The following is a 22147-nucleotide window of genomic DNA, read 5'->3' as shown; positions in this document are numbered from 1 at the left end:
TTGAGTTGTAAGGAGTTTTTTCACGCCATCAAATCATAGTCCTATATCAAAGATCACTTGTTTGTTTTCCTTGACCGAGACAATTTTGGATTTTAGATTAAAATATAAAATCTAGAATCCAAAAAAGGTTTCAAGCCTCTCCGTTTACGGAGAAAAAAAATCGATATTTAAGCCTCTTCTTTATAAGGAGAGGTTAATCCACGCATACGCTCTCTACGAGACGCTGCGCGTAGCTTGCAACTCTTACAGAGTACGCGGACTCCCTAACGCTTCGCTATCGTAAATCTAAAATTGAGTGACTACTGGTTTCTATACTTTTTATGTTATTTTTGCTTGTTCAATCCATCACCGCTAACACAGATTTTGGCAATAACTTATCTTTAAACCAAACAATTCTAGCCGGGACATCATTTAATTTTACTCCCGCCTTTTCTAAATTAAGTCGCTCGGAAATTGCCAAAATCAAGTCATCACGTCCAGCTCGCCGCACCTGAGAAAACTTCTTTTGTAAATATTCTGGCCGCCAATAACCAACAATTTCTAATAAGAAGGTGCGTCCATCAGGATGCACCAAGCGAAAATCAGGAATCATTACACTACCAGGGATTGGGATCAAATCAACTTCTCGCTCTAGTGCCCAACCACTTTTCAACGCATCCCACTTATCAGCAAAGGATGCTTCTAACATACTATCGTAGGGCTTACCTGGTGGATAATGGGATACCAAACCACATTCAGAATTGAGAGTAAAACGTCCAGTTTTCCAAGTATTTGTATAAGCATCACGGGTTTGAAGAATCGAAGAAAGACTCCATTTAGTAACGTGAAGTAAAGCCGGAATAAGTTTAGCGATCGCTAACCCATATCGCGTACTAGGATTAAACAAACTCGTCGGCCCATCTATGGTAATTGTAAACCCGTGGTCAGCATCACCCTCAATATAGGCCATCAATTGAAACAACTTCAGATAGCGAAACAACAGCTTATATTCTCCCGGAACATTGCGATGAGCATTTAATACAAGTTGACTAGCTTTATAAAATACACCCTGCACCTGAGATAAGTTATATCTATTTAACAAATCTGGCGCTATTGGTGCATCAAAAACAGTCAAAATTTTATTTTCAGATAAATCAGCATATAATCCATTACGAACCTGTTCTAATAAAACTTCTCGCTCAAGTTCTTGAGTTAATTCATCAGCAATTTGACTCAAAGTAACTTGTGTAGATTCTCGACTAGAAACCGACTTTGCAGCCAACGAAAACACCCGTTCTCTTAACATTTGTGGTTCCAAAGGACTAACCACCTCAAAAGTGCAAAAACTGCTTTTGAGAATATAAGCTAACCCTCGCTTCACCCGATAATCTGTAGAATCTCCTTCAAAATCAGTCAGTTGTCGCTCAAGCACACCTTGAGTCTTCCCTACTGCTGATTGAAAATAACTAATTAACTCAATCGCCAACTCCGAAGTTTTTTGATCAATCTTCAGTCTCTTCGGAATAATCTCCTCCCCGTTTTGGCGATGCATCAGTAAGTCTGTCGGTAACATCTGAATTTTGGATTTTAGATTTTGGATTTTGGATTGAATAATTAATTTCTAACTGTTCCGCAGCCTTCAAACTCCGTTCCTTTCCACTCCCATACACAACCTGTAACTTCCCTTTCCTCTCTTTTTCCCCCCCTGCTCCCCCTGCTCCCCCTGCTCCCCCTGCTCCCCCTGCCTTCTCTATCTTCCTCTCCCCTCTTCGCCTAGCCGAAGTCCCCTCCTCACTCGTATCCTCCGCCACCACCTCATATAAAATCGCCTGCTTATTCTCAATATTCCCCTTCCGTAAAACCCTCCCCAAGCGCTGAGTATACTCCCTAGCCGAACCCGTTCCCGATAAAATAATTGCCACAGAAGCCGCAGGCACATCAACCCCTTCATTTAACACATGAGAAGCAACCAAAGTATTATATTTACCCTCCCGAAACTTGGTTAATATCTCATGCCGTTCTTTTACAGGAGTTTGATGAGTAATTGCTGGAATTAGTAACTCTTGAGAAATGCGATAAACCGTCGCATTATCCGCAGTAAAAATCAAAATTCTTGCCGGATAATGTTCTGCCAATAAATTAATCAGAATTCGCAATTTACCATCAGTACCCAAAGCGATATCTTTTGCTTCCCGATGCGCTAACATGGCCCTACGTCCAGATTGCGATCGCGCACTCATTTGCACGAACATTTGCCAACCTTGTAAACTCCCCAAAGAAATCTTTGATTGCTTCAAAAAGTCGTTGCGAGTTTGAATTAACTGGTTGTATCTTTCCCGCTCAAGTTGCGATAACTTGACTTTAATTTGAACAATTTCATGCTCTGCTAACGCCTTCCCCGCCAAATCTTCAGCGCGTTTGCGATATACTTCTTGACCAATCAGGATATTTAAGTCAGCGTGTTTACCATCGGTACGTTCCGGCGTCGCGGAGAGTCCCAGCCGATAAGGTGCGATCGCATATTCAGCAATTACCCGATTAAAATCTGTCGGTAAATGATGACATTCATCAAAAACAATTAACGCATATTGATTTCCCAACGTCTCAGCGTGAATTGCGGCACTATCATAAGTTGCAACTAAAATTGCCGTTCTATCCCGCGAACCACCCCCCAGCAATCCCACCTCAGCATCGGGGAAAGCCGCTACTAAATGTGCATACCACTGATGCATCAAATCCAAAGTTGGCACTACAATCAGCGTCGTGCGTGGCGTTGATTGCATCGCCATTTGCGCTAAATAAGTCTTTCCCGCCGCCGTGGGAAGCACAACGACTCCTTGTCTACCTGCCAGTTTCCAAGCCGCTAGTGCCTCAGTCTGGTGGGGATAGGGTTCCATTTCCAGGGTAGGAACCAAATCTATAGGATAAAATTCCTTTGCCTCATCGATAAAATTCACATCTTCCGCTTGTAGTGCTTCCACTAGCGATCGGTATCTAATTGCTGGAATGCGGAATTTTTCAACTCTATCATCCCACGTAGCATAGTCCATCCAACCTTTACCGCGTGGTGGTGGATGCAAAATTAATGTGCCACGATCAAAATTTAGTGTAGGGGTACGAGCCATTTTGGGGATTAGGGACTGGGGATTAGGGACTGGGGATTAGGGATTGGGGATTGGAAAGTTTTCCCTAGTCCTCAGTACTTGGTATCTAGTATCTAGTATCTAGTATCTAGTCCCCAGTCCCCATTCCCCACTCCCCACTCCCCACTCTATTGATTACTAATAACGCAAAAAGTGCATGATTAATCCAAGTAACTCAGATAAAACCCAACTAGATGCACTCATTAGTCACGGAATGTCTTATCGGCAAACCAACAATAACTTTGCCGAATCCTACAAAGAACAGCGACAGAGCTTTTTGCTGAAACGGCTGCAATTGCAGGCGCAGATTATATTGATAGCTGGCTTGACTTTAATTGCTTTTTTTCTTTGGGTAAATTCACAATTAGAAGGTAAGATATACGCTTTTAAAATTGGTATTGTAGTGGAATTATTCACTCTTATCTGTTGGGGTTTATGCAAAACTCCTATCGGCCGCCGCTATCCTGATTTAATTTTTTTGAGTTTATCCTGGTCTGTAACTTGTGCTGTCCAAATTGATATAGCTTTGCTGTTCAATAATTTAGAACCGAGAAGCAATATTTGGACTTTGATGTTTCTCACTCAGGCTACAATCATTCCAGTTCAATGGTGGATACATTTAATATCTCAACTTGGAACAATACTTTGTTATTTAATTTTATATATTTTATATAGCCCCATCTTGAAAAATCCATCAGCTTTTTATGTTGAGCAAGGATTATATTTTTTTTGGACTTGCATAATTTGTGTTTTCTCTGTCTATTTATACGAACGGTTACGAAAAAAAGAGTTTTACGCCCGCAAAGCAATGGAGTTAGCGCAGCACAAATCAGAAAGGCTACTACTAAATATTCTGCCAGAGATGATTGCAGAACAATTAAAACAACAGCCGACAACTATTGCCGATAACTTTCTGGAAGTGACGGTGCTATTTGCTGATATTGTTGGCTTTACAGAGCTTTCATCTCACACTTCCCCCGCAGAATTAGTCGAGTTATTAAATACAATATTCTGTCTATTTGACCAATTAGCAGAACGTCATGGAGTAGAGAAAATCAAGACCATTGGCGATGCGTATATGGCTGTTGCTGGGTTGCCAAATCAGTCTAATAACCATGCTCCAGCAATAGCTAACATGGCTTTGGATATGCAAAATGCTGTAGCTACTTTTAACGAAGAAAATAACCAATCCTTTAGCATCCGTATTGGCATTAGTACAGGGCCAGTAGTAGCAGGAGTGATTGGGCTGAAAAAGTTTGCCTACGACCTTTGGGGAGATACAGTCAATATAGCTAGTAGAATGGAATCACATGGTATTGCAGGTAGTATCCAGGTTTGTGAAGCAAGTTATCAGCTTTTAAAGGATAAGTATTTATTGGATAAACGAGGTTTAATTCAGATTAAAGGTAAAGGTGAAATGATGACTTATATACTCAAGGGAATTAATTTAAAAGCTTAATAAAAGCTATTTAGGATGTGGGGGCAGGGGGCAGGATGATTTTGAGTTACTGAACTTCCGTACTCTGCGGGAAGCTAACACAACAGTAAGGGTCTTTCAAGAAACCAGGGAACAGGAAATGAGTTTATTCGTTAGCTTGCGCCTAAAAGCGCTAGTTGAAGGCTCATATCATGTTCGGATTATTCGTCGGCGGTGACGATCGCGATCGCAAAGCCGTCGTATCCTTTACTACCCACGGTCTGGATTGCTGTGGCGCTGACACGCGGCTCAGAGGCAAGCAGTTCGTTGAAGTGACGCACCCCCTGAACGCTAGCATCGTTGCTGGCAGGATCAATCACTGCTCCGTTACGCACGACATTATCAGCAGTCCCCAGTCCCTTGCTATGATAAGTCTTTAACCAGACATGATATCAGAGCTTGCTTCATTGGAGAGGATTGTAATGATTTCATCCAAGGGGCGATCGCGATTAGACTCTTCTGGTGTTTCCTTACCCAAGGAGGTGTCTTTCACCAAACGATAAACGTCAGCTGCTCCGTCAAAAATGCGCTCAGTTAGACCCAACTCTTTAAAGGTTTGGGCAATTTCTTCCATTTCTCCTATCCAACGATGGGCTTTCGGTGTCATTGATGGAATGGAACGGGTTAAGATGCTAGCAAGTTCTTTTTGACTACTAGATATTTCATCCCATAGTTCTTTATCCAAACCTAAACGATGGGCTGCAATTAGTAATTCTGTGCCAATTGCTGTAAGTCCTTTTGTCAGAGCGGCGTAGGACATTTTCAACCCGGAAGCCTGACCAATTTCATCACCAATCACCCGCACATCTAAGCCATAATCTCGCAGTTGTAGGAGTTGACTGGCTTGTTTTCCTGAAGTGTAAATGCGGGTGCGATTGGGAACTCGCGGCGGTGGGCCAATAATTGATGCATCTACGAATGTTCCCCCAACTGATTCAATGAGTTGACCGATATTTATAACTTTTTGGGGTGCGATCGCATTACAGTCAACGTAGAGAATGGATTTATCCACATTGCCCATTGCCTCAGCTACTTGCTTCGCTGCTTGGGTAGCCGCTGCGGGGACTAGAACTGACAGCACTACATCAGATTCAATTACTAATTGTGTGAGGGAACCCACATCTTGGATGTTGGCTGCGGCTGCTAATTGCCGAGTTCGTTCGCTGCGATCGTTTAGGGCGGCAATAGTTTTTAATCCATGTTGATTGAGAACAGCTGCGATCGCTTGTCCCATATCACCCGGACTTAAAATACCAATAGTTTCGATAGGCATGGAAAGTTTTATCTTTACGGTATTGCTGAAAAAGTAATGAAATGAGTGCAATAATGGACAAATGAAATGTCCTGAATGCAGCTCTACCCAACTACTCAAGAATAATCGTCGTCACCGACCATAATTTATTTTTGCAAGAAGTCTATTGATGCTAATAATCCCCGTTAGTGAAAGTACGATATTTTTGTTTTTACTTTGATTTTTTACTATCAGTTGCTACATTTAATATACAGTTAATAATGCATTAAACGCAGCTTAATTATGCTGAATATCAATAAACTCAAATCAAAAACCCTCAACATCGAAAATATAGAAGCTCTAGAATTTGAAGAACTTTCAGATGAGGAATTAACGCAAGTGAAAGGCGGAGTAACAGTACAGGCAAGTGTAACGGACGATTCTTTAACACCAATATACGGTCCCTTTTTTGGCGTAATGGGTTCAGCCTCAGCAATGGTATTTTCAGCACTGGGAGCAGCTTATGGGACTGTAAAATCTTGAGTTGAGACTAGTTTTGGGACTTGCAGAAATTAAAATATACAGTACCTAAGAATGATTATTATTTTAAATAATTGTATATTTTATTCTCTGGAAGTCCCTTACTGGGAGTTTGACCAATTTGCAATACACAAACTGCGGCAATCAGACAGAGAACGCCTGATAAAATAAACGCTTGTAAATAACTACCAGTCCAAGTTCTCAACACTCCGGCTCCAAATGCTGCTGTCGCTGCACCAACCTGGTGTCCTGCGACAATCCAACCGAACATCACGCCGACATTTTCTTTACCGAAGACGTTGGCAACAAGACGGACTGTTGGTGGTACGGTCGCAATCCAATCAAGTCCATAGAAGACTGCGAAAATGGAAAGTCCATAGAAGGAAAAGTTAAAACTGAATGGCAAGAAAATCAAAGATAGACCCCGCAATCCGTAGTACCAAAACAATAAGTAGCGATTATTCCAACGGTCAGATAGCCAACCAGACATAGTAGTTCCAAAAAAATCGAATAGTCCCATGATGGCCAAAAGCCCAGCAGCTTTGACTTCAGGTATATTGTGGTCAATACAAGCAGGAATTAAATGAGTTCCAATTAACCCATTTGTGCTTGCGCCACAGATAAAAAAGCTACCAAATAACAGCCAGAAGTCTCGATTACGCATTCCTAGCCAGAGGGCGTTAAGAGTGGAGGTAATGGAATTTACTTTGGGCTGTAACACTTCCACAGTTTCGCTGTTGTCGCCAAAGGCTCGCAAACCAACATCAGCCGGACGATCGCGCATAAAGACTGCGATCGCTGGAATAATAAGAAGTGCCGCACCAGTCAGAGCCAGAGCCGCAGTGCGCCATCCAAAGCGATCGGCTATTGAGGCCAGCATCGGCAGAAACACTAGTTGCCCAGTGGCTGTACTGGCGGTTAAGATGCCCAGAACTAGACCCCGCTTTTCCAAAAACCAGCGATTGACGACAATAGCACCCAAAACCAGGGCGATAACTCCGCTACCACAACCGACAACTACACCCCACAGCAAGATTAGTTGCCAGGAAGCTGACATGAAAGTGGTTAAACCGACACCGAGTGCAATGACAGCAAGTGAGAACACCATCATCCGGCGAATGCCGATTCGCTCCATAACTGTGGCAGCAAAAGGGCCAATTAATCCGTAGAGTACTAAGTTAATGGAGATTGCCAAAGATATAGTTGCTCTACTCCAGCCAAACTCGTGTTCGAGAGGCACTATAAAAACTCCAGGAGCAGAGCGGATTCCGGCTGCCACCAGCAAGGCTAGGAATGTTAAACCCGCGACGATCCAGCCATAGTGGAATGAACGACGCGCTAGGAAGGAGGGTAAGGACATGATGAGCGGGGAGTGGGGGGCAGGGGGAGATGGGGGAGCAGGGGAAGCAGGGGGAGCAGGTTCAAAAACTCATTCACGAGTATCAAAGACTCATTCACGAGTATCAAAGACTCGTTGGCGAGTATCAAAGACTCGTCGGCGAGTATAAAAGACTCATTCACGAGTATTAAACACTCGTCGGCGAGTATCAAAGACTCATTCCCTATTCCCTATTCCCTATTCCCCATTCCCAATTTAGAGAGAACTACCCTGCATAAGGATTACCGATTCTGTCTACAGAGACGTTGGAGGAGAATGGCAAACGACCTGGATTTAAGCGTGGTTCGGCTGCATAGCCAACAGGAACTAAAACAGCGATCGCTAAATCTAGATTATCTCCTGCACCAATCACTTCTTTTACCTTGTCTTCAAGCCAACCATTCATAAAACAGGTAGATAAACCCAGACTTTCAGCTGCTAATACTAAATGGGTAGCAGCGATAATCGCATCTTTGATCGCATACTCCCGTTGTTTGTCTCCCAGTGTCTCTTGAAATTGCGGAATAGCAGTTTTAAAATAATTAGCTGTGCTTTCATTCCATGCCCCAGTTGCAAGAGCCTGTTCAATTATCGGGTTCAAGTTTTTTTCAGATGCACTCGCATCGGCAGCAAAAACAAAGGTAACTGGTGCTTGGACAATTTGTTGTTGATTCCAAGCTGCTGCTGATAAGGCTGCCTTTTGCGCCTCATCTTGCACGAGAATAATTTGCCAGTCCTGAATATTGAAACTGCTGGGCGCTGCTACGGTTAACTCTACCAATTGCTTGAGCAGTTCTGGGGGGATGGGGTCTGTTTTAAAAGTTTTGATAGAACGACGTTTAGCGATCGCACTGGGTACATCTAAAGGTTGGGTTTGGATGATGGAACTCATGAGATTCTCCTGATAGTTGGATTATGACCAAATAATTCGTAATTAGCATACAAGCGAATTTATTTATTCATGAAACAAAAACAAAAATTATTTCTTCATTCCTTGTTTCAGAACAAACAACTTGCCTACAACACACCTAAGAGACAGTCGTAAGGTCATAATTACGAATTACGAATTACGAATTACGAATTACGAATTACGCATTAGCTACTGGCTCGTTAGCAGCTGACCAAAATGGATAGTCTGTATATCCCTTTTCATCGCCACCATAAAAGCTTGCTTGATTTGGTTGATTTAGTGGTGCATTCAAAGCCAAGCGTCGGGGTAAATCGGGATTTGATATAAATAATGTGCCAAAGGCAACTAAATCTGCTGCTTTGTTTGCCAGTACTGCATCGCCTTTTTCACGAGTATAACCGCCATTGACGATGAGAGTACCTGTAAAGCGATCGCGTATATAACTAGTGGGTACTATTATCCCGCCATGTCTAATATCTGCCTCTGTTGCCTCATAAATATGCAGATATGCCAAATTAAACTGGTTTAACGCTTGAGCGGCATAACCGAATGTCTCTAGGGGATTGGAGTCACGCATATCGTTAAAAGTCCCACTAGGAGAGAAACGTACCCCAACTCGGTTAGAATCCCACACACTAGTTACTGCCTCTGTCACCTCCAACAAGAATCGGGCACGATTTTCAATGTCACCTCCATATTTATCTGTGCGTTGATTCGTACCATCCCGGAGAAACTGATCTATTAAATAACCATTAGCCGAGTGAATTTCCACGCCATCAAACCCAGCCGCTAGGGCATTTGTCGCTCCCTGACGGTACTGTTCAACTATCTGCGGTATTTCCGAAGTTTCTAAAGCACGGGGAGTAACAAAGGGTTTTGGCCCCTCATAAGTTGCAGCATCACCTTTAGGAGCAATGGCAGAAGGTGCCACAGGTAAAACTCCATTCGGTTGTAAATCAGGGTGAGAAATCCTGCCTACATGCCATAGTTGCAGAAAAATTCTGCCTCCATGCTGATGTACGGCATCGGTTACTAATTTCCATCCCTCCACCTGTTCTGATGAATGAATTCCTGGTGTTGCAGGATAGCCCTGTCCTTCAGGAGTTACCTGTGTTGCTTCAGAAATAATCAGTCCAGCGGAAGCACGTTGGACGTAGTAAGTAGCATTCAGTTGGTGTGGTACGTTTCCCTCACCTGCCCTGTTTCGGGTTAAGGGTGCCATCACTATCCGGTTAGGTAGTTCCAGATTTCCTAATTGGTAAGGAGAGAATAAGTTGATATTAGTACTCATTGGTTGTGTCTCCAAATTATTTTAGTCATTGGTCATTGGTCATTGGTCATTAGTCATTAGTCATTGGGCATTGCGCATTGGGCATTGGCAATAGGGTACTGGGTACTGATAAGAAGAATTCAGTCCCTAGTACAGCACGCCGAAAATAAGCAGACCATTCAAAATGGCGCAAAAGCCGAAAATACAATTCTTTTGACTTTTAACTTTTGACTTTTGACTTCCGCGCAGCGGTACTAGTCCCCAATCCCCAGTCCCCAATCCCCTACAAAACGCATTAACTAAACAATCGACCGAATAACGCCACCATCTACCCGCAAAGCTGCACCATTAGTTGCTGATGCTACGGGACTAGAAAGGTAAACTACGATCGCTGCTACTTCTTCATTAGTTGCAAAGCGTTTGATTAAGGAACTTGGACGCACATTTTGAAAAAATTCAGCTTCAACGTCAGCGCGAGTAATACCGCGTTCCTGCGCGAGGTTGTTGATAAAATCTTCAACTCCTTCTGAGCGAGTTGGCCCTGGTAGAACTGAGTTTACTGTGACTCCAGTCCCAATAGTCATTTCTGCTAAACCTCTAGCAATGGCAAGTTGTGCCGTCTTAGTTGTGCCGTAGTGAATCATTTCCACTGGGATCTGAATAGCAGATTCACTAGAGATGAAAATTATCCGCCCCCAATTTTGCTCTAGCTGCTTTTGCAGATATTGCCGACTCAAACGGATTCCACTGAGGACGTTCACCTCAAATATCTTTAACCAGTCTTCATCAGTAATATCAAAGAAGGTTTTTGGCTCATAAATACCCAGATTGTTTATGAGTATATCAACATCAGGAACCTCTTGAATGAGTTTTTCTACCCCTGATGCAGTGCCTGCGTCAGCAACAACACCAGAAACTTTCGCGTCGGGTGTAAAATGCTTAATTTTGGCGATCGCTTGAGCTACTCGTTCTTCAGACCGACCGTTGACAATCACTGATGCACCCTCTTGAGCTAGCCCAAGAGCGACGGCCATTCCAATACCTGCGGTTGAGCCACTGACTAGGGCGGATTTACCATGCAATTTCAAGTCCATTTCGCTCTTTCCCTGTTGGTAGAAACAGAATGATCTGGGATTGGGGATTGGGTACTGGGTACTGGGGACTAGGGAGAATGGGAGAAGGACAAGGAGAAAGGTCTAAGCGCCGGAAGTCGGCGCTCAGAACTTTAGAAGGACAAGGGGGACAAAGAATATTCAAGAAGTCCCTCCCCAGTCCCCAGTCCCCAGCCCCCAGCCCTAATCCCCTTAACTTAAACTAAAGATGCTGTGCTAAGGTCTTATTCAAGGTAGTTTTTGGGACTGCCCCGACGACAGTATCGACCTGGCGACCTCCTTTAAAAACCATCAATGTCGGAATGCTGCGAATTCCATAGTGGCTAGCGACAGTAGGATTTTGATCTGTGTTCAACTTCACAAATTTCACCTGTCCTTCGTATTCAGTAGCAACTTCATCGACGACTGGGCCCACCATCCGGCAAGGGCCGCACCACGGTGCCCAAAAGTCCACTAATACCGGAATTTCACTTTCCAAGACTTCTTGCTTGAATGTGGCTTCTGTGACGTTTGTAATGGATGACATAAATTGCCTTCCTACTTAATTCTATTATTCGATAATATCGAATAATAAAAATATATGCCACTTGATGAGATAATGCAACTATGAGATTCCTTTATCATCCAGATAGAAAAAATATTTCTTTACCGGGCGTATTGTATGCATTGGGCGATCCGGTGCGGCTAGAGATTGTGCGGCTGTTGGCGACTGAGGGGGAACAATGCTGTGCCAAATTTGATTTTGCGATCGCTAAGTCTACCATGTCCAATCACTTCAAGATTTTGCGGGAGTCGGGGATAGTCTTTACACGCAAAGAAGGGACACTGCACATTAACATACTGCGGCGTGAAGATTTAGAGGTACTGTTTCCAGGATTGCTGGATGCGGTGTTGAAAGCGGCTCAACCATTGCCTGTTGAACCCGCGAGTACTAAGGAAATTCCAAAAAATAAATTCTCCGATAATATTAGTAGAGTGCGTTAACACAATAGGGTTCAGATAGACCTTTTTTCTCTCCCCCTGCTCAATAACAGCCTGCGTCAACGGATAAATTTCCTGAACTCTAGTTTCGATTACCTCTTATCCCCAGAGAGCGCCACGTGTTCCCCAATCCCTTTTACAGTTCGGCACTATCCTCATCCTGGCTGGCTTCTGGTGATGGAGGGGCACTGAAAATATCAACACTCACTTTCACAACCAAAGCTGCGATCAAAAAACTCTCGATAAAGATGTACTGAGGCAATACCGCGAATACGGATTGCGGATTCAAGAAAGCTAAAGTATAGCCACCATAAACTCGCCGCGATCGCAAATCCGCCTACGGCTGCCAGAATTGGTACGACATTCCCATTCAAATTTGCTGTTCCGGTTGCTACTGAGATGATCGCTTCTCCCAACACAATTAAGGTGAGTAGGCCAAATCGTTCTGGCAAATGGGAAGGATGAACGGGCGTTTTTACTAGCAGTCGTGACCGAAACAATTCGCAATTCGCAATTCGCAATTGCGGACGTAATTGAAAATTAATTCATTCGGGTTTCAAGCCCCTGATTTTAATCTAGGAAAGAAAAGGCCAAAATGCTCCAAAATCTTTAGACAGCACACAAAGAGGTATTAGGTAATCCTTGCCTAGACAAGGAAAGAGTGCTTTGCTAGGATTATAGACGCTATTTATAGTGGCTCGATGTCCTCAGTAATAGAGGATTTCGGGTCTTTTCTTGTAAAATTTGCTGTGCTTTTTAAGTATGGCAAAAAAACTCAACGCCTTATCTCAACGTAATTTTTATGACAAGGTAGAAGGATATTATAATGATTTTGTAGCAAGAGTTTTTACCCTCACTACAAATATCAGAATGTACTTATTTTGCTACAGGCATACCCAAAATATCCTCAACTTTAGGCATATCTTCCAAGGCAATCACCCTTCCTTCATCCTCAAAACCGGCGATTTGATCGAAGTTCAAATACCGATACAAATTATCTGCAAAAGGATGAATTCTACTCGCCACAATATCCAAATATTCTTGCACTGTGGGAAGCCGTCCCAGCAGCGCACAAACTGCGGCTAATTCTGCTGAACCAAGATACACTCGTGCATCTTTACCCATGCGATTATTGAAGTTGCGGGTAGAGGTAGAAAACACTGTTGTGCCATCAGCAACTCGCGCCTGATTACCCATGCACAAACTGCATCCTGGTATTTCTGTACGCGCACCCGCAGCCCCAAAAATGCTGTATACACCTTCTTCTTTTAATTGGTGTTCGTCCATGCGGGTTGGTGGTGCTATCCACAGGCGAGTTTTCACTTCACCTGCACCTTCCAAAACTTTCGCTGTTGCCCGATAATGACCGATATTTGTCATACAAGAACCGAGGAATACTTCTTGCACTGGATCGTTAGCAACTTCCGATAATAACTTAACATTATCGGGGTCATTGGGAGCAGCAACAATTGGTTCTTTGATTTCGTTCAAATCAATTTCAATGATTTCGGCATACTCGGCATCGGTATCGCCTTCTAATAACACGGGATTTGCTAACCATTCTTCCATCTTTGCCACACGTCGCAGCATGGTACGCGGATCGTGATAGCCCCGTGCGATCATATTTTTCAGCAGCGCGACGTTAGAACGCAGATATTCAGAAATTGTTTCTACACTTAGCTTAATTGTGCATCCTGCACAAGAACGTTCTGCACTAGCATCAGTGAGTTCAAAGGCTTGTTCAACTTTTAAATCTGGCAAACCTTCTATTTCCATAATTCGCCCAGAGAAGACATTTTTTTTGTTCTGCTTCTCTGCTGTCAGCAAACCTTTTTGAATTGCTACGTAGGGTATGGCATTCACCACATCCCGCAGGGTGATACCTGGTTGCAATTCACCTTTGAATCTTACTAAAACTGACTCTGGCATATCTAAAGGCATGACACCCAAGGCGGCTGCAAAGGCTACCAACCCAGAACCGGCGGGGAAGGAAATACCCAAGGGGAAGCGGGTGTGAGAGTCGCCGCCAGTTCCCACAGTGTCGGGTAGCAGCATTCGGTTTAACCAGGAGTGGATGATACCATCACCGGGACGGAGGGCGACACCGCCACGAGAAGCAAAAAAGTCGGGGAGTTCGTGATGGGTTTTGATGTCTACTGGTTTGGGATAAGCTGCTGTGTGGCAGAAACTTTGTATCACTAAGTCTGCACTGAAGCCAAGACAGGCAAGTTCTTTTAATTCGTCGCGGGTCATGGGGCCTGTGGTATCCTGAGAACCAACGGTAGTAATGATGGGTTCGCAAGATGTGCCGGGACGCACCCCAGGTAATCCGCAAGCTTTACCTACCATTTTCTGTGCTAGGCTGTAGCCTTTACCTGTATCAATGGCTTGCTGGGGACGGGTAAAAACGGTACTGGGTTCTAAACCAAGTGCAAGACGAGTTTTGTCGGTGAGGGTACGGCCGATAAGTAAGGGGATGCGTCCACCTGCGCGGACTTCATCAAGGATGGTGTCAGGCTTGAGGGCAAAGGTAGAAATGACTTCGCCTGCTTCGTTTGTGATTTCGTCTTTGTAGGGATGGATGGTAATTACCATACCAGTTTCCAGTTTGGTGACATCGCACTGAATAGGCAAAGCACCGGCATCTTCTGCTGTGTTAAAGAAAATTGGCGCGATCGCACCACCTAAAACATAACCCCCAGCGCGTTTGTTTGGCACAAAAGGTATATCATTTCCCATGTGCCACAATACGGAGTTGATGGCAGATTTCCGCGAGGAACCAGTACCAACTACATCTCCTACGTAAGCTACAGGATGCCCTTTTTTCTTCAGTTCGGCAATGGTTGCCAAGCTTCCCGGTTGCCGTGACTCTAACATCACTAAAGCGTGTAAGGGAATATCTGGGCGAGTTGTGGCGCTTTGGGCGGGGGATAAATCGTCGGTATTGGTTTCGCCAGGAACTTTAAAAACAGTGACAGTAATCGCTTCTGGTACTGTGGGGCGAAGGGTAAACCATTCAGCCTCCGCCCAAGAGTTAATCACCCGTTTGGCGAAAGGATTGGTTTTAGATAATTCTAAAATATCGTGGAAGGCATCGTACACCAAAAGGATTTTGCTTAAGGCGTTGGCGGCGTAGGCGGCGATGGGTTCCTTTCCTTGTCCACCCATCACCAGAGGTGTTTCAGATGAGTCTGAGACGGATACAGTGGGCCATTGCAGCAAATCGATTAAAGCTTGCACATTGTAACCACCTACCATTGTGCCCAGCAATTGCACCGCTTCTATGCGTGAAACCAAGGGACTGGTGATTTCCTTTTTGGCAATCGCGGTGAGAAATCCAGCTTTAACATAAGCTGCTGGATCGACACCAGGAGAAACGCGATCGCGCAATAAATGTAATAATATCTCCTCTTGACCCTTTGGCGGATTTTTCAGTAATTCACATAATTCTGAGGTTTGCTTCGCATCCAATGGTAAAGGGGGAATACCGAGTGCTGCTCTTTGGGCAACGTGTTTACGATATGATTCCAGCATTTTTATGTTCTCCATTGGGATGTTCTACCTTTAATTATGAAATATTTTTAGGCAATACTTGGCTATAAAAGTTTAGCTTACTTTTATTACTAAAAGCCTTACTGGTAATCGGTTCTTAGCAAGTTTTTTTATACTGAAGGTATAGTTTTCATCAACCGAATATATTTACACTTTGATGGAATACGAGTAACACTAAACAGGGTTGCTGTAGAATCCGAGTTGGTTAGAAATTAATTAATCCTAATTTGCGGTGATTAGTTGAGTAGGTAAAGAACCCCACCCCCAACTGCCTGTCCGCTTTTCGTAAGGGGGCTATGATGTAGCAAAAGCTATAATGATTTATCTTTATTGTTGGTTTAACCAAGTTTCTAAATTAGCGACACTAGAAAAATCTAGCAATGCTTCTCCTAAATTCTCTAATTGTTCAATTGATAAACCTTGAATTTGCTCGATTAATAATGTATCAATCTCACCAATACGGCGATTGAGTTGACGTATAACCAAACGTTGTTCTCCTTGTTTATTTCCTTCCTGTACAGCTTGTTCTCTATCTTTTTGATAAAGTGGCTCTAGTCGCATAATTAACTCCCGATCGTCTGCTTCTAATTCTTGGTTTACTCTCAAATTTTCGCGCAAGTTGTAAACTAATTCAAGAGTTGCTTTTTGGTATGGATAATCTAATGGTAACGCTTGCAACTCGATAATTGCTTGTGACTGCACATTTCCCCTTCCTAAAAGCCTCAACCATAACGTTTCCGGTGTTTGCGGTAGTTGGTGTATCGCTACGATTGCTGTTCGCAAGGCATCTGGCAGAAAATGCACTCCTGATAACCAACCTGCTTTTGGCATAGTTCCAAAGCTAGATAATCTAGTTTCAGATATGGTAGGTGTAAGAACCCACAATTTGGGAATTTATGAGTTTTGAAGTTTGGTTTTATTGGCTTTAGCTTCTCGTCGGAGGAGAGCCTTGATTTCTAATAATTTTAAAATACAGTCGCAGATTTCATCAGTAGAAGCTGGATTGCGAAAGGGTTCTATGATAGCAGGATGTTCAGCCAATCTTCCTAACAAACCGAGTATTTGTAAATTAGAGTTTTGCTGTTTGGTAGGAGTGAATAAAACATCTATTTCTTTAATCTCTCCTGATACCTTTTCTGATGCTTTGACCTCTCCGTAATCTTTTAATAATTCTTCTAGATAGTCTTTAGCAAATTTATCATGTATAAACCGGGTCATTCAATTTTAAAATTGCGGAAGTTCTGGGTTAATGGAGAGTTTTATTATACCTGTAATATTATATTCTACGCGGTGTGCAACTTTCTCTCAAACCTAATCCCCAACCCTCCTCCAAGGAAGAGAAGTAAGACTCAAAATCTCTCTTCGCTTCGGGGAGAGGGGTTTTAAGAATAAGTCACACATCGCACATAGCCCGCGATCGCGCATATTTATAGTAAGCAAATTTAACTAATTTATTTGGGTTTATTATAGTAAAATAGCTCATCATAGCTGCAAAATCAGCCTTAAATCATGTAGAGATGATGCCTAAAAGTACAAGCTATCATGAAAAACTGATTCAAGATTTAAAAAATCCATTAGAAGCCGCAGCTTATATCGAAGTTGTTTTAGAAGAAGGCGACCCAAAAATATTAAGTAAGGCGTTGAAAAATGTTATAGAAGCGCATGGTGGAATTGATCGGCTTTCTGCACAAGTCAAGGAACTCTATAATAAACTTGATCAGATGCTATTAGAGAAAGGCGAAATTGAGTTTTACGGTCTAAATTCTTTGTTGGATGCTTTAGGGCAAAAGTGTTGAATGTTAATAAAATACGTAGTAGTTGATTTGATAATGTTCGACAAACTCCAGGCTTTTCATCTAAGAAACTACAAGCTTTAACTATCCTGATTGCTAAGGCTTTTGTTCTATCGCTAATAGAAATATTTTGATTCATACATTTGAGTCTGAATTAATAATACTTTTCACCAGACTTAAATGTTATTTATTCTACTCTAAACAAATTGCAAATTGCGAATTGCGTTAGCGAGTCCGCAAGCGTCATTGCGAATTGCGAATTGCACCGTGCCAGGTATCAGAATTCTGAAATATTGATTCTACCGTCCATCAGGGGCTTGTAATAAATCTTTAAAAATATCTGAAAGCCTTAAATGTTATAGTTTACAAGTCTCGATGCGAGAGAAGAGAAACCCAGTAGACGTCTTGCACCCTCCCCACCACATCAATCTCACCGGAAACCCAAACACCCTTCTAAACCCAAACACCCTTCTCAGAACGAACCACCCAAGGGGGAGGTGTCCTGAACAGGAGGCTGTATTAAATTTGACCTCTGGGTAACTTATCGAATAGGAAGAAATACAATAATTTTTCACTCTCCATCCTACGCGATAGCTAAACTTGTTCCAGGCTTTCTCGTAATACTTGCCGTCTGCTTTACCGCCTACCTCCAAGTAAATTTCCTTCTGGACGCTGAAGCCAAAGCGTCCACGGCTGTGTTTTACCCATAAGCTATCAATTGTGCGTAAGTCAGTGCAAGGAAAATTTAAGAGTTCGTCTTTGCTGAAGTAGTGGCCTTCTTTTTTACCTACAGCCTGAATCATCACCCGATAGGTTTCTTCGTCGGCTTCCTTCCATTTTTTTGTTGCTAGTAAGTCGCGCAGTCTGGTGTAATCTATGCCTTTTTCTGAGGATAAATCATCTGTCTGAATAAATTGAGGCTGGGTAGTTGCTGGTTCTTGGTTTGATATATTTTTTAGCTGTCTCCCTGGCTTTATCCCAGTAATACCCCATTCCAATAAAGATAAAGCACGCTGATCACCAATGCTTTCAGAGAAACAAACACATCTAAATTCTTCTAAAAAAAGTAAGTTTTCAGGCAGCTGATCAACACCAGGAAGCAAGACAGGAATTACAGGAATATTTCTTTTGACACACTGATTAATTAGGGATCTTAATTCCCAACTTTGCCAACGTCCTAAACCACGCACACCAAAGAAGATAGCAGCAGATTTAACTAGTGGAATCGCCTGTTGGATTTCATCTTGAAATGGTCGTCCTGGTCGAATTTCGTCATCATCTATCCACGGTTCTAAATTACGCTGTCTCAAGGCTGCTGCAATGACTCGAACTTCTGGTTTATCCAAACTATTGTGAGCAAGAAACACATCAAACATAGGCTGTTGCATTTATCACTCCTCCACGCCAGCAATTTTTGCCAACGCCTTGGCGTAATCTTCCAACCCACCGCGCAAAACTTCCAACTCACTTCGCAACTTGGGTTCCTCCGACCAACTCTGCTCATGTTCCTTGGGACTCACCCCCACAGGTCGTCTAGCTTCCCACGCTTGCAACAACGGATGCCATTTAGCCAAAAACGGTCTTAACCCATTATTCAACACAGCGATCGCAATTCCCCCCACTGAATCACGAGAAGCACCCACATCAGGCCCGGCGGCTTTGAGAACTTCGCGGGTTGTGCCAAATAAACTATAAAGAGAGTTCAAAGCTTCCCGTACCAAACCCTGGTCAACTTCCAATGGTTGTACAGCAATGCGCGTCACCAATTCCACATAAAGCGACCAAGCCGCCTTCTTTTGTGTGGTGTCAACTTTCCAAGACATCGAACCAATGCCAAAAGGCAGACTTACAGATACAGTCTCTAAAGAAACGCGATCGCGCATATTTTTTATAGTAAGCAAATTTAACTAATTTATTTGTGTATTGTATAGTAATTAATGTTACTAATCTATAACTTGTTCAGAATTAGTTGCTGTAATTATCAATCTTTTATCTAAATTTTTATACTAACATCTGGATATTTTTAACTAATTCAGATAAACTAATAAATTTGTCCGTAGCATCACGCTTATTTTGTATATGCCCAAAATTTACACCGTAGAAATTGATCACCAAGGCAAAATTCATACCTTGCAAGTTCCTGAAGATGAAACAATCTTATCAGTTGCCGATGCTGCTGGTTTGGAACTGCCGAGTTCTTGTAATGCAGGTGTTTGCACAACTTGCGCTGGTCAACTATCTAAGGGAACTGTGGATCAAACTGATGGTATGGGCGTTAGTCCAGATTTGCAAAAGCAAGGTTATGTATTGCTTTGTGTTGCCAAACCCCTTTCTGATTTGAAACTTGAGACAGAAAAAGAAGATGTAGTTTATCAGTTGCAATTTGGTAAAAGTAAATAACTAGCGAACAGTTATCAGTAGATTGAATGATTATTCATAACTGAATAACTGTTCAGTCAGATTACTAAATCTGATAAATTACATATGTATTTATCGCAACTTATATCAGCTATTCTAGAAATTACAAATCAACAGGATTTACCAAGATGACGACTCATTTTATTACCGCAGAAATTGATTTACAAGAAACTCCCGCAGAATTACTACAAGCAATTGAAACAGAGTTGAAGAAACAAGGCGAACCCCTGCGTTGGGCTGTTACCTCTGTAGATGTTGACGAACAAAAAGCTACAGTTGAAGCCGTGGTGACTACAGTTAATAGTTAGGAGTTAGAAGTTAGGAGTTAGGAGTTAGGAGTTAGGAGTTTGGATTTGATGGCAAGTGAATCATAAACTCATCACTCATAACTCAGCACTCATAACTGTAAGATGAATCGTCCATACACTGCTATCTTAATTGTACCAACTGGCGTTGGAGCTGCCATTGGGGGTTATGCAGGAGATGCTTTGCCTGTTGCCAAAGTTATAGCACAGGTTTGCGATCGCCTAATTACTCACCCCAATGTCCTGAATGGCGCAAGTTTGTACTGGAACCTCCCTAACGCTTTCTATGTTGAAGGTTACGGACTTGACAAATTCGCTTCTGGATGCTGGGGTTTACGTCCAGTCCGCACCAACAAAATAGGTTTGCTTTTAGACCAAGCCATTGAGCCAGAGTTACGGCTACGACATATACAAGCCGCCGATGCAGTCAGAGCAACTCTGGGATTGACCCTAACAGATTATGTAATCAGTGATGCACCATTAAATGTAGAATTACGGGCTACAGCATCGGGAGCTAGTTGGGGGACAATTGGCAACCCGGATAGCTTATTACGGGCAGCTGAGATATTAATTAAAAAAGCGGGGGCAGAGGCGATCGCTGTTGTTGCCCGTTTCCCCGATGATATGGATGAGGAGGCAGTACAAAAATATCGCCACGGTGAAGGCGTAGATTCTCTAGCGGGTGCAGAAGCCGTAATTAGTCATTTGCTAGTGCGAACCTTTCAAATTCCTTGCGCCCATTCTCCCGCCCTTTTGAGCGCACCTCCAGAACCTAATTTATCTCCCCGCTCCGCCGCCGAAGAATTGGGCTATACCTTTTTGCCCTGCGTCCTTGTCGGATTAAGTCGTGCCCCACAATTTATAATAGAGAGAGGAGCAATCGTATCAGAGGAAGAAGATATTTGGGCAGATCAAGTAGATGCTGCGATCGTACCTGCAACTGCCTGTGGTAGCAGTGCCTTATTGAGTTTAAGCCAAAAACGATGCCAAATAATTACAGTAGAAGAGAATAAAACTCTGATAAAAGTTCCTCCCGAATCCTTGGCGATCAAATCTATACAGGTAAACTCATATTTAGAAGCAGTAGGTGTATTAGTAGCACATAAAGCAGGCATCAATCCCTTTGCTCTTTGTCCCAAATTATTACCTTTGCAGTCAGTAATTAAAAGTTAGGAGTTAGGAGTTAGGAGTTATGAGTTGTTATAGCAACCGCCAAGGCAGTTAGGACATTGGTGATTGCTCAAAACCTTGAAATTACTGGGTTTTTACTCAGCACTCAGCACTCAGCACTCAGCACTCAGCACTTTGCTATATCTGCCTCATCTCCCCCTCCCCCTTAAAACCCGTGATTGAACAACAAAAGCAAGAGCCAGAAATTCCATACCTGACGCGCATCCAAGTACTTGGGGCGATGGGAGCGACTGCAATCATTTTGTTGATAGTCGCCAGACTTTCATTATACTTCGGCAACTTTTCGCTATTTTCTTGGGACTTTAACCAAAGAGAGTTGCTGTTAGGTGTAGGGTTGGGGTTCGTTATCACTGCGTTAAGTGGCTTAACTTATCGCCTGTGGACTGCCTATCGTAAAAGTGCAAATTATTACCTAGAAGTGGTACTGAAGCCTTTAGCTTTACCAGATTTAATTTGGCTGGGGTTGCTACCAGGGTTGAGTGAAGAATTATTATTTAGGGGTGTGATGCTGCCAGCTTTAGGCTCCGATATTACAGCTGTAATTGTATCCAGTCTTTGCTTTGGGATTATGCATTTTAGCGGTTCCCAACAATGGCCTTATGTAATTTGGGCCACGATTGTCGGGATGATATTGGCATATAGCGCTCTGCTCACGGGCAACTTGCTAGTGCCGATTGTGGCTCATATTATTACCAATTGGATTTCTAGCTATTTCTGGAAAATGGGGCAACTGGCGGCAATTAAAAAATAAACCTTGAGCTTGCTCTTTCTTAGGGAGCATTGCTCATGGCTGTTAGCTATTTAATCGCACATAATATAGCAACGGACAAGGCGATTAGGACGCTGTGCGAAGCACATCTTCCATAG

21 protein-coding genes and 2 pseudogenes are annotated in these 22147 nt (G+C 42.9%); 8 read left to right on the top strand and 15 right to left on the bottom strand.

Annotated elements, in window-relative coordinates:
* Positions 1-337: 337 nt before the first annotated feature.
* Entirely contained in the window at positions 338-1552 is a 1215-nt protein-coding gene (locus RMY63_RS16945; protein ID WP_322729812.1) for a DUF790 family protein, read from the bottom strand.
* Positions 1482-3104 (bottom strand): DEAD/DEAH box helicase, encoded by a 1623-nt coding sequence (locus RMY63_RS16940; protein ID WP_322729811.1) that lies wholly within the window; start codon positions 3102-3104, stop codon positions 1482-1484. Before RMY63_RS16940 ends, RMY63_RS16945 begins: the two co-directional genes overlap by 71 nt.
* A gap of 175 nt (positions 3105-3279) precedes the next feature.
* Between RMY63_RS16940 and RMY63_RS16935 the strand changes: the two genes are divergently transcribed.
* Positions 3280-4581, top strand: coding sequence for an adenylate/guanylate cyclase domain-containing protein (locus RMY63_RS16935; protein ID WP_322729810.1), 1302 nt, complete (start codon positions 3280-3282; stop codon positions 4579-4581).
* Between the two features lie 179 nt (positions 4582-4760).
* Here the strand turns inward: RMY63_RS16935 and RMY63_RS16930 are convergent, their stop codons facing one another.
* Together RMY63_RS16930 and RMY63_RS16925 are read right to left on the bottom strand one after the other, a co-directional pair.
* Positions 4761-4919, bottom strand: a complete 159-nt coding sequence (locus RMY63_RS16930; RefSeq protein WP_322729809.1) for a methyltransferase — start codon at positions 4917-4919, stop codon at positions 4761-4763.
* Positions 4920-4975: 56 nt separating this feature from the next.
* Entirely contained in the window at positions 4976-5872 is an 897-nt protein-coding gene (locus tag RMY63_RS16925; RefSeq protein ID WP_322729808.1) for an NAD(P)-dependent oxidoreductase, read from the bottom strand.
* Between the two features lie 261 nt (positions 5873-6133).
* Between RMY63_RS16925 and RMY63_RS16920 the strand changes: the two genes are divergently transcribed.
* Positions 6134-6373, top strand: a complete 240-nt coding sequence (locus tag RMY63_RS16920; RefSeq protein WP_322729807.1) for a bacteriocin — start codon at positions 6134-6136, stop codon at positions 6371-6373.
* 58 nt (positions 6374-6431) lie between these two features.
* Here RMY63_RS16920 and RMY63_RS16915 read toward each other — a convergent pair whose 3' ends face one another.
* The 5 genes from RMY63_RS16915 to trxA form a co-directional block, all read right to left on the bottom strand.
* Positions 6432-7730 carry an MFS transporter gene (locus RMY63_RS16915; protein WP_322729806.1) on the bottom strand — a complete coding sequence of 433 codons (1299 nt, stop codon included), beginning with the start codon at positions 7728-7730 and terminating at the stop codon, positions 6432-6434.
* Positions 7731-7974: 244 nt separating this feature from the next.
* Complete coding sequence (locus tag RMY63_RS16910; protein ID WP_322729805.1) at positions 7975-8640, bottom strand: nitroreductase family protein; 666 nt, start codon at positions 8638-8640, stop codon at positions 7975-7977.
* 196 nt (positions 8641-8836) lie between these two features.
* Positions 8837-9949 (bottom strand): alkene reductase, encoded by a 1113-nt coding sequence (locus tag RMY63_RS16905; protein ID WP_322729804.1) that lies wholly within the window; start codon positions 9947-9949, stop codon positions 8837-8839.
* A gap of 278 nt (positions 9950-10227) precedes the next feature.
* Positions 10228-11022 carry an SDR family NAD(P)-dependent oxidoreductase gene (locus tag RMY63_RS16900; RefSeq protein ID WP_322729803.1) on the bottom strand — a complete coding sequence of 265 codons (795 nt, stop codon included), beginning with the start codon at positions 11020-11022 and terminating at the stop codon, positions 10228-10230.
* A 220-nt stretch (positions 11023-11242) separates the two neighbouring features.
* Complete coding sequence (gene trxA, locus RMY63_RS16895; protein WP_104906809.1) at positions 11243-11566, bottom strand: thioredoxin; 324 nt, start codon at positions 11564-11566, stop codon at positions 11243-11245.
* Positions 11567-11646: 80 nt separating this feature from the next.
* Between trxA and RMY63_RS16890 the strand changes: the two genes are divergently transcribed.
* Positions 11647-12024 carry a helix-turn-helix transcriptional regulator gene (locus RMY63_RS16890; protein WP_322729802.1) on the top strand — a complete coding sequence of 126 codons (378 nt, stop codon included), beginning with the start codon at positions 11647-11649 and terminating at the stop codon, positions 12022-12024.
* Positions 12025-12218: 194 nt separating this feature from the next.
* On the opposite strand, the gene RMY63_RS16885 is transcribed toward RMY63_RS16890, so the two are convergent.
* From RMY63_RS16885 to RMY63_RS16875, 3 genes and pseudogenes are all read right to left on the bottom strand, one after another.
* Positions 12219-12521 (bottom strand): low temperature requirement protein A, encoded by a 303-nt coding sequence (locus tag RMY63_RS16885; protein WP_322729801.1) that lies wholly within the window; start codon positions 12519-12521, stop codon positions 12219-12221.
* A gap of 376 nt (positions 12522-12897) precedes the next feature.
* Positions 12898-15555: a bifunctional aconitate hydratase 2/2-methylisocitrate dehydratase gene (acnB, locus tag RMY63_RS16880; RefSeq protein ID WP_322729874.1), complete on the bottom strand. Its 2658-nt coding sequence runs from the start codon at positions 15553-15555 to the stop codon at positions 12898-12900.
* A gap of 345 nt (positions 15556-15900) precedes the next feature.
* Positions 15901-16791, bottom strand: a pseudogene (locus tag RMY63_RS16875) (DUF4351 domain-containing protein).
* A 302-nt stretch (positions 16792-17093) separates the two neighbouring features.
* On the opposite strand from RMY63_RS16875, the gene RMY63_RS16870 reads away from it, so the two are divergent.
* The gene (locus RMY63_RS16870; protein WP_322729873.1) at positions 17094-17369 is read left to right on the top strand and encodes a hypothetical protein; all 276 of its coding nucleotides are present in this window, start codon (positions 17094-17096) and stop codon (positions 17367-17369) included.
* A 13-nt stretch (positions 17370-17382) separates the two neighbouring features.
* On the opposite strand, the pseudogene RMY63_RS16865 reads toward RMY63_RS16870, so the two are convergent.
* The 3 genes and pseudogenes from RMY63_RS16865 to RMY63_RS16855 form a co-directional block, all read right to left on the bottom strand.
* Positions 17383-17505: pseudogene (locus tag RMY63_RS16865) on the bottom strand (four helix bundle protein); the annotation flags it as partial.
* 217 nt (positions 17506-17722) lie between these two features.
* Positions 17723-18754: a GUN4 domain-containing protein gene (locus RMY63_RS16860; protein WP_322729800.1), complete on the bottom strand. Its 1032-nt coding sequence runs from the start codon at positions 18752-18754 to the stop codon at positions 17723-17725.
* A 3-nt stretch (positions 18755-18757) separates the two neighbouring features.
* Positions 18758-19249 (bottom strand): hypothetical protein, encoded by a 492-nt coding sequence (locus RMY63_RS16855; RefSeq protein WP_322729872.1) that lies wholly within the window; start codon positions 19247-19249, stop codon positions 18758-18760.
* Between the two features lie 196 nt (positions 19250-19445).
* On the opposite strand from RMY63_RS16855, the gene RMY63_RS16850 reads away from it, so the two are divergent.
* From RMY63_RS16850 to RMY63_RS16835, 4 genes are all read left to right on the top strand, one after another.
* Entirely contained in the window at positions 19446-19766 is a 321-nt protein-coding gene (locus RMY63_RS16850) for a 2Fe-2S iron-sulfur cluster-binding protein (protein WP_322729799.1), read from the top strand.
* Between the two features lie 146 nt (positions 19767-19912).
* Positions 19913-20092 (top strand): hypothetical protein, encoded by a 180-nt coding sequence (locus RMY63_RS16845; RefSeq protein WP_322729798.1) that lies wholly within the window; start codon positions 19913-19915, stop codon positions 20090-20092.
* Positions 20093-20194: 102 nt separating this feature from the next.
* A complete protein-coding gene (locus RMY63_RS16840) occupies positions 20195-21262 on the top strand; it encodes a DUF3326 domain-containing protein (RefSeq protein WP_322729797.1) in 1068 nt (355 codons plus the stop codon).
* 172 nt (positions 21263-21434) lie between these two features.
* On the top strand, positions 21435-22031 hold the full coding sequence (locus RMY63_RS16835; RefSeq protein WP_322729796.1) for a CPBP family intramembrane glutamic endopeptidase: 597 nt from the start codon (positions 21435-21437) through the stop codon (positions 22029-22031).
* Positions 22032-22147 lie beyond the last annotated feature (116 nt).

This window comes from Nostoc sp. ChiQUE01b (assembly GCF_034531255.1).
Classification (GTDB): domain Bacteria; phylum Cyanobacteriota; class Cyanobacteriia; order Cyanobacteriales; family Nostocaceae; genus Nostoc.
The sequence above is the reverse complement of the archived record's forward strand: the minus strand, read 5'-3'. Positions and strand labels throughout refer to the sequence as shown.

What these genes read in the sequence shown, in the direction of transcription:
- RMY63_RS16945 (WP_322729812.1), bottom strand. Translation starts at nt 1,552, where the DNA reads ATGTTACCGACAGACTTACTGATGCATCGCCAAAACGGGGAGGAGATT.
- RMY63_RS16940 (WP_322729811.1), bottom strand. Translation starts at nt 3,104, where the DNA reads ATGGCTCGTACCCCTACACTAAATTTTGATCGTGGCACATTAATTTTG.
- RMY63_RS16935 (WP_322729810.1), top strand. Translation starts at nt 3,280, where the DNA reads ATGATTAATCCAAGTAACTCAGATAAAACCCAACTAGATGCACTCATT.
- RMY63_RS16925 (WP_322729808.1), bottom strand. Translation starts at nt 5,872, where the DNA reads ATGCCTATCGAAACTATTGGTATTTTAAGTCCGGGTGATATGGGACAA.
- RMY63_RS16920 (WP_322729807.1), top strand. Translation starts at nt 6,134, where the DNA reads ATGCTGAATATCAATAAACTCAAATCAAAAACCCTCAACATCGAAAAT.
- RMY63_RS16915 (WP_322729806.1), bottom strand. Translation starts at nt 7,730, where the DNA reads ATGTCCTTACCCTCCTTCCTAGCGCGTCGTTCATTCCACTATGGCTGG.
- RMY63_RS16910 (WP_322729805.1), bottom strand. Translation starts at nt 8,640, where the DNA reads ATGAGTTCCATCATCCAAACCCAACCTTTAGATGTACCCAGTGCGATC.
- RMY63_RS16905 (WP_322729804.1), bottom strand. Translation starts at nt 9,949, where the DNA reads ATGAGTACTAATATCAACTTATTCTCTCCTTACCAATTAGGAAATCTG.
- RMY63_RS16900 (WP_322729803.1), bottom strand. Translation starts at nt 11,022, where the DNA reads ATGGACTTGAAATTGCATGGTAAATCCGCCCTAGTCAGTGGCTCAACC.
- trxA (WP_104906809.1), bottom strand. Translation starts at nt 11,566, where the DNA reads ATGTCATCCATTACAAACGTCACAGAAGCCACATTCAAGCAAGAAGTC.
- RMY63_RS16890 (WP_322729802.1), top strand. Translation starts at nt 11,647, where the DNA reads ATGAGATTCCTTTATCATCCAGATAGAAAAAATATTTCTTTACCGGGC.
- acnB (WP_322729874.1), bottom strand. Translation starts at nt 15,555, where the DNA reads ATGCTGGAATCATATCGTAAACACGTTGCCCAAAGAGCAGCACTCGGT.
- RMY63_RS16870 (WP_322729873.1), top strand. Translation starts at nt 17,094, where the DNA reads ATGCCTAAAAGTACAAGCTATCATGAAAAACTGATTCAAGATTTAAAA.
- RMY63_RS16860 (WP_322729800.1), bottom strand. Translation starts at nt 18,754, where the DNA reads ATGCAACAGCCTATGTTTGATGTGTTTCTTGCTCACAATAGTTTGGAT.
- RMY63_RS16855 (WP_322729872.1), bottom strand. Translation starts at nt 19,249, where the DNA reads ATGCGCGATCGCGTTTCTTTAGAGACTGTATCTGTAAGTCTGCCTTTT.
- RMY63_RS16850 (WP_322729799.1), top strand. Translation starts at nt 19,446, where the DNA reads ATGCCCAAAATTTACACCGTAGAAATTGATCACCAAGGCAAAATTCAT.
- RMY63_RS16845 (WP_322729798.1), top strand. Translation starts at nt 19,913, where the DNA reads ATGACGACTCATTTTATTACCGCAGAAATTGATTTACAAGAAACTCCC.
- RMY63_RS16840 (WP_322729797.1), top strand. Translation starts at nt 20,195, where the DNA reads ATGAATCGTCCATACACTGCTATCTTAATTGTACCAACTGGCGTTGGA.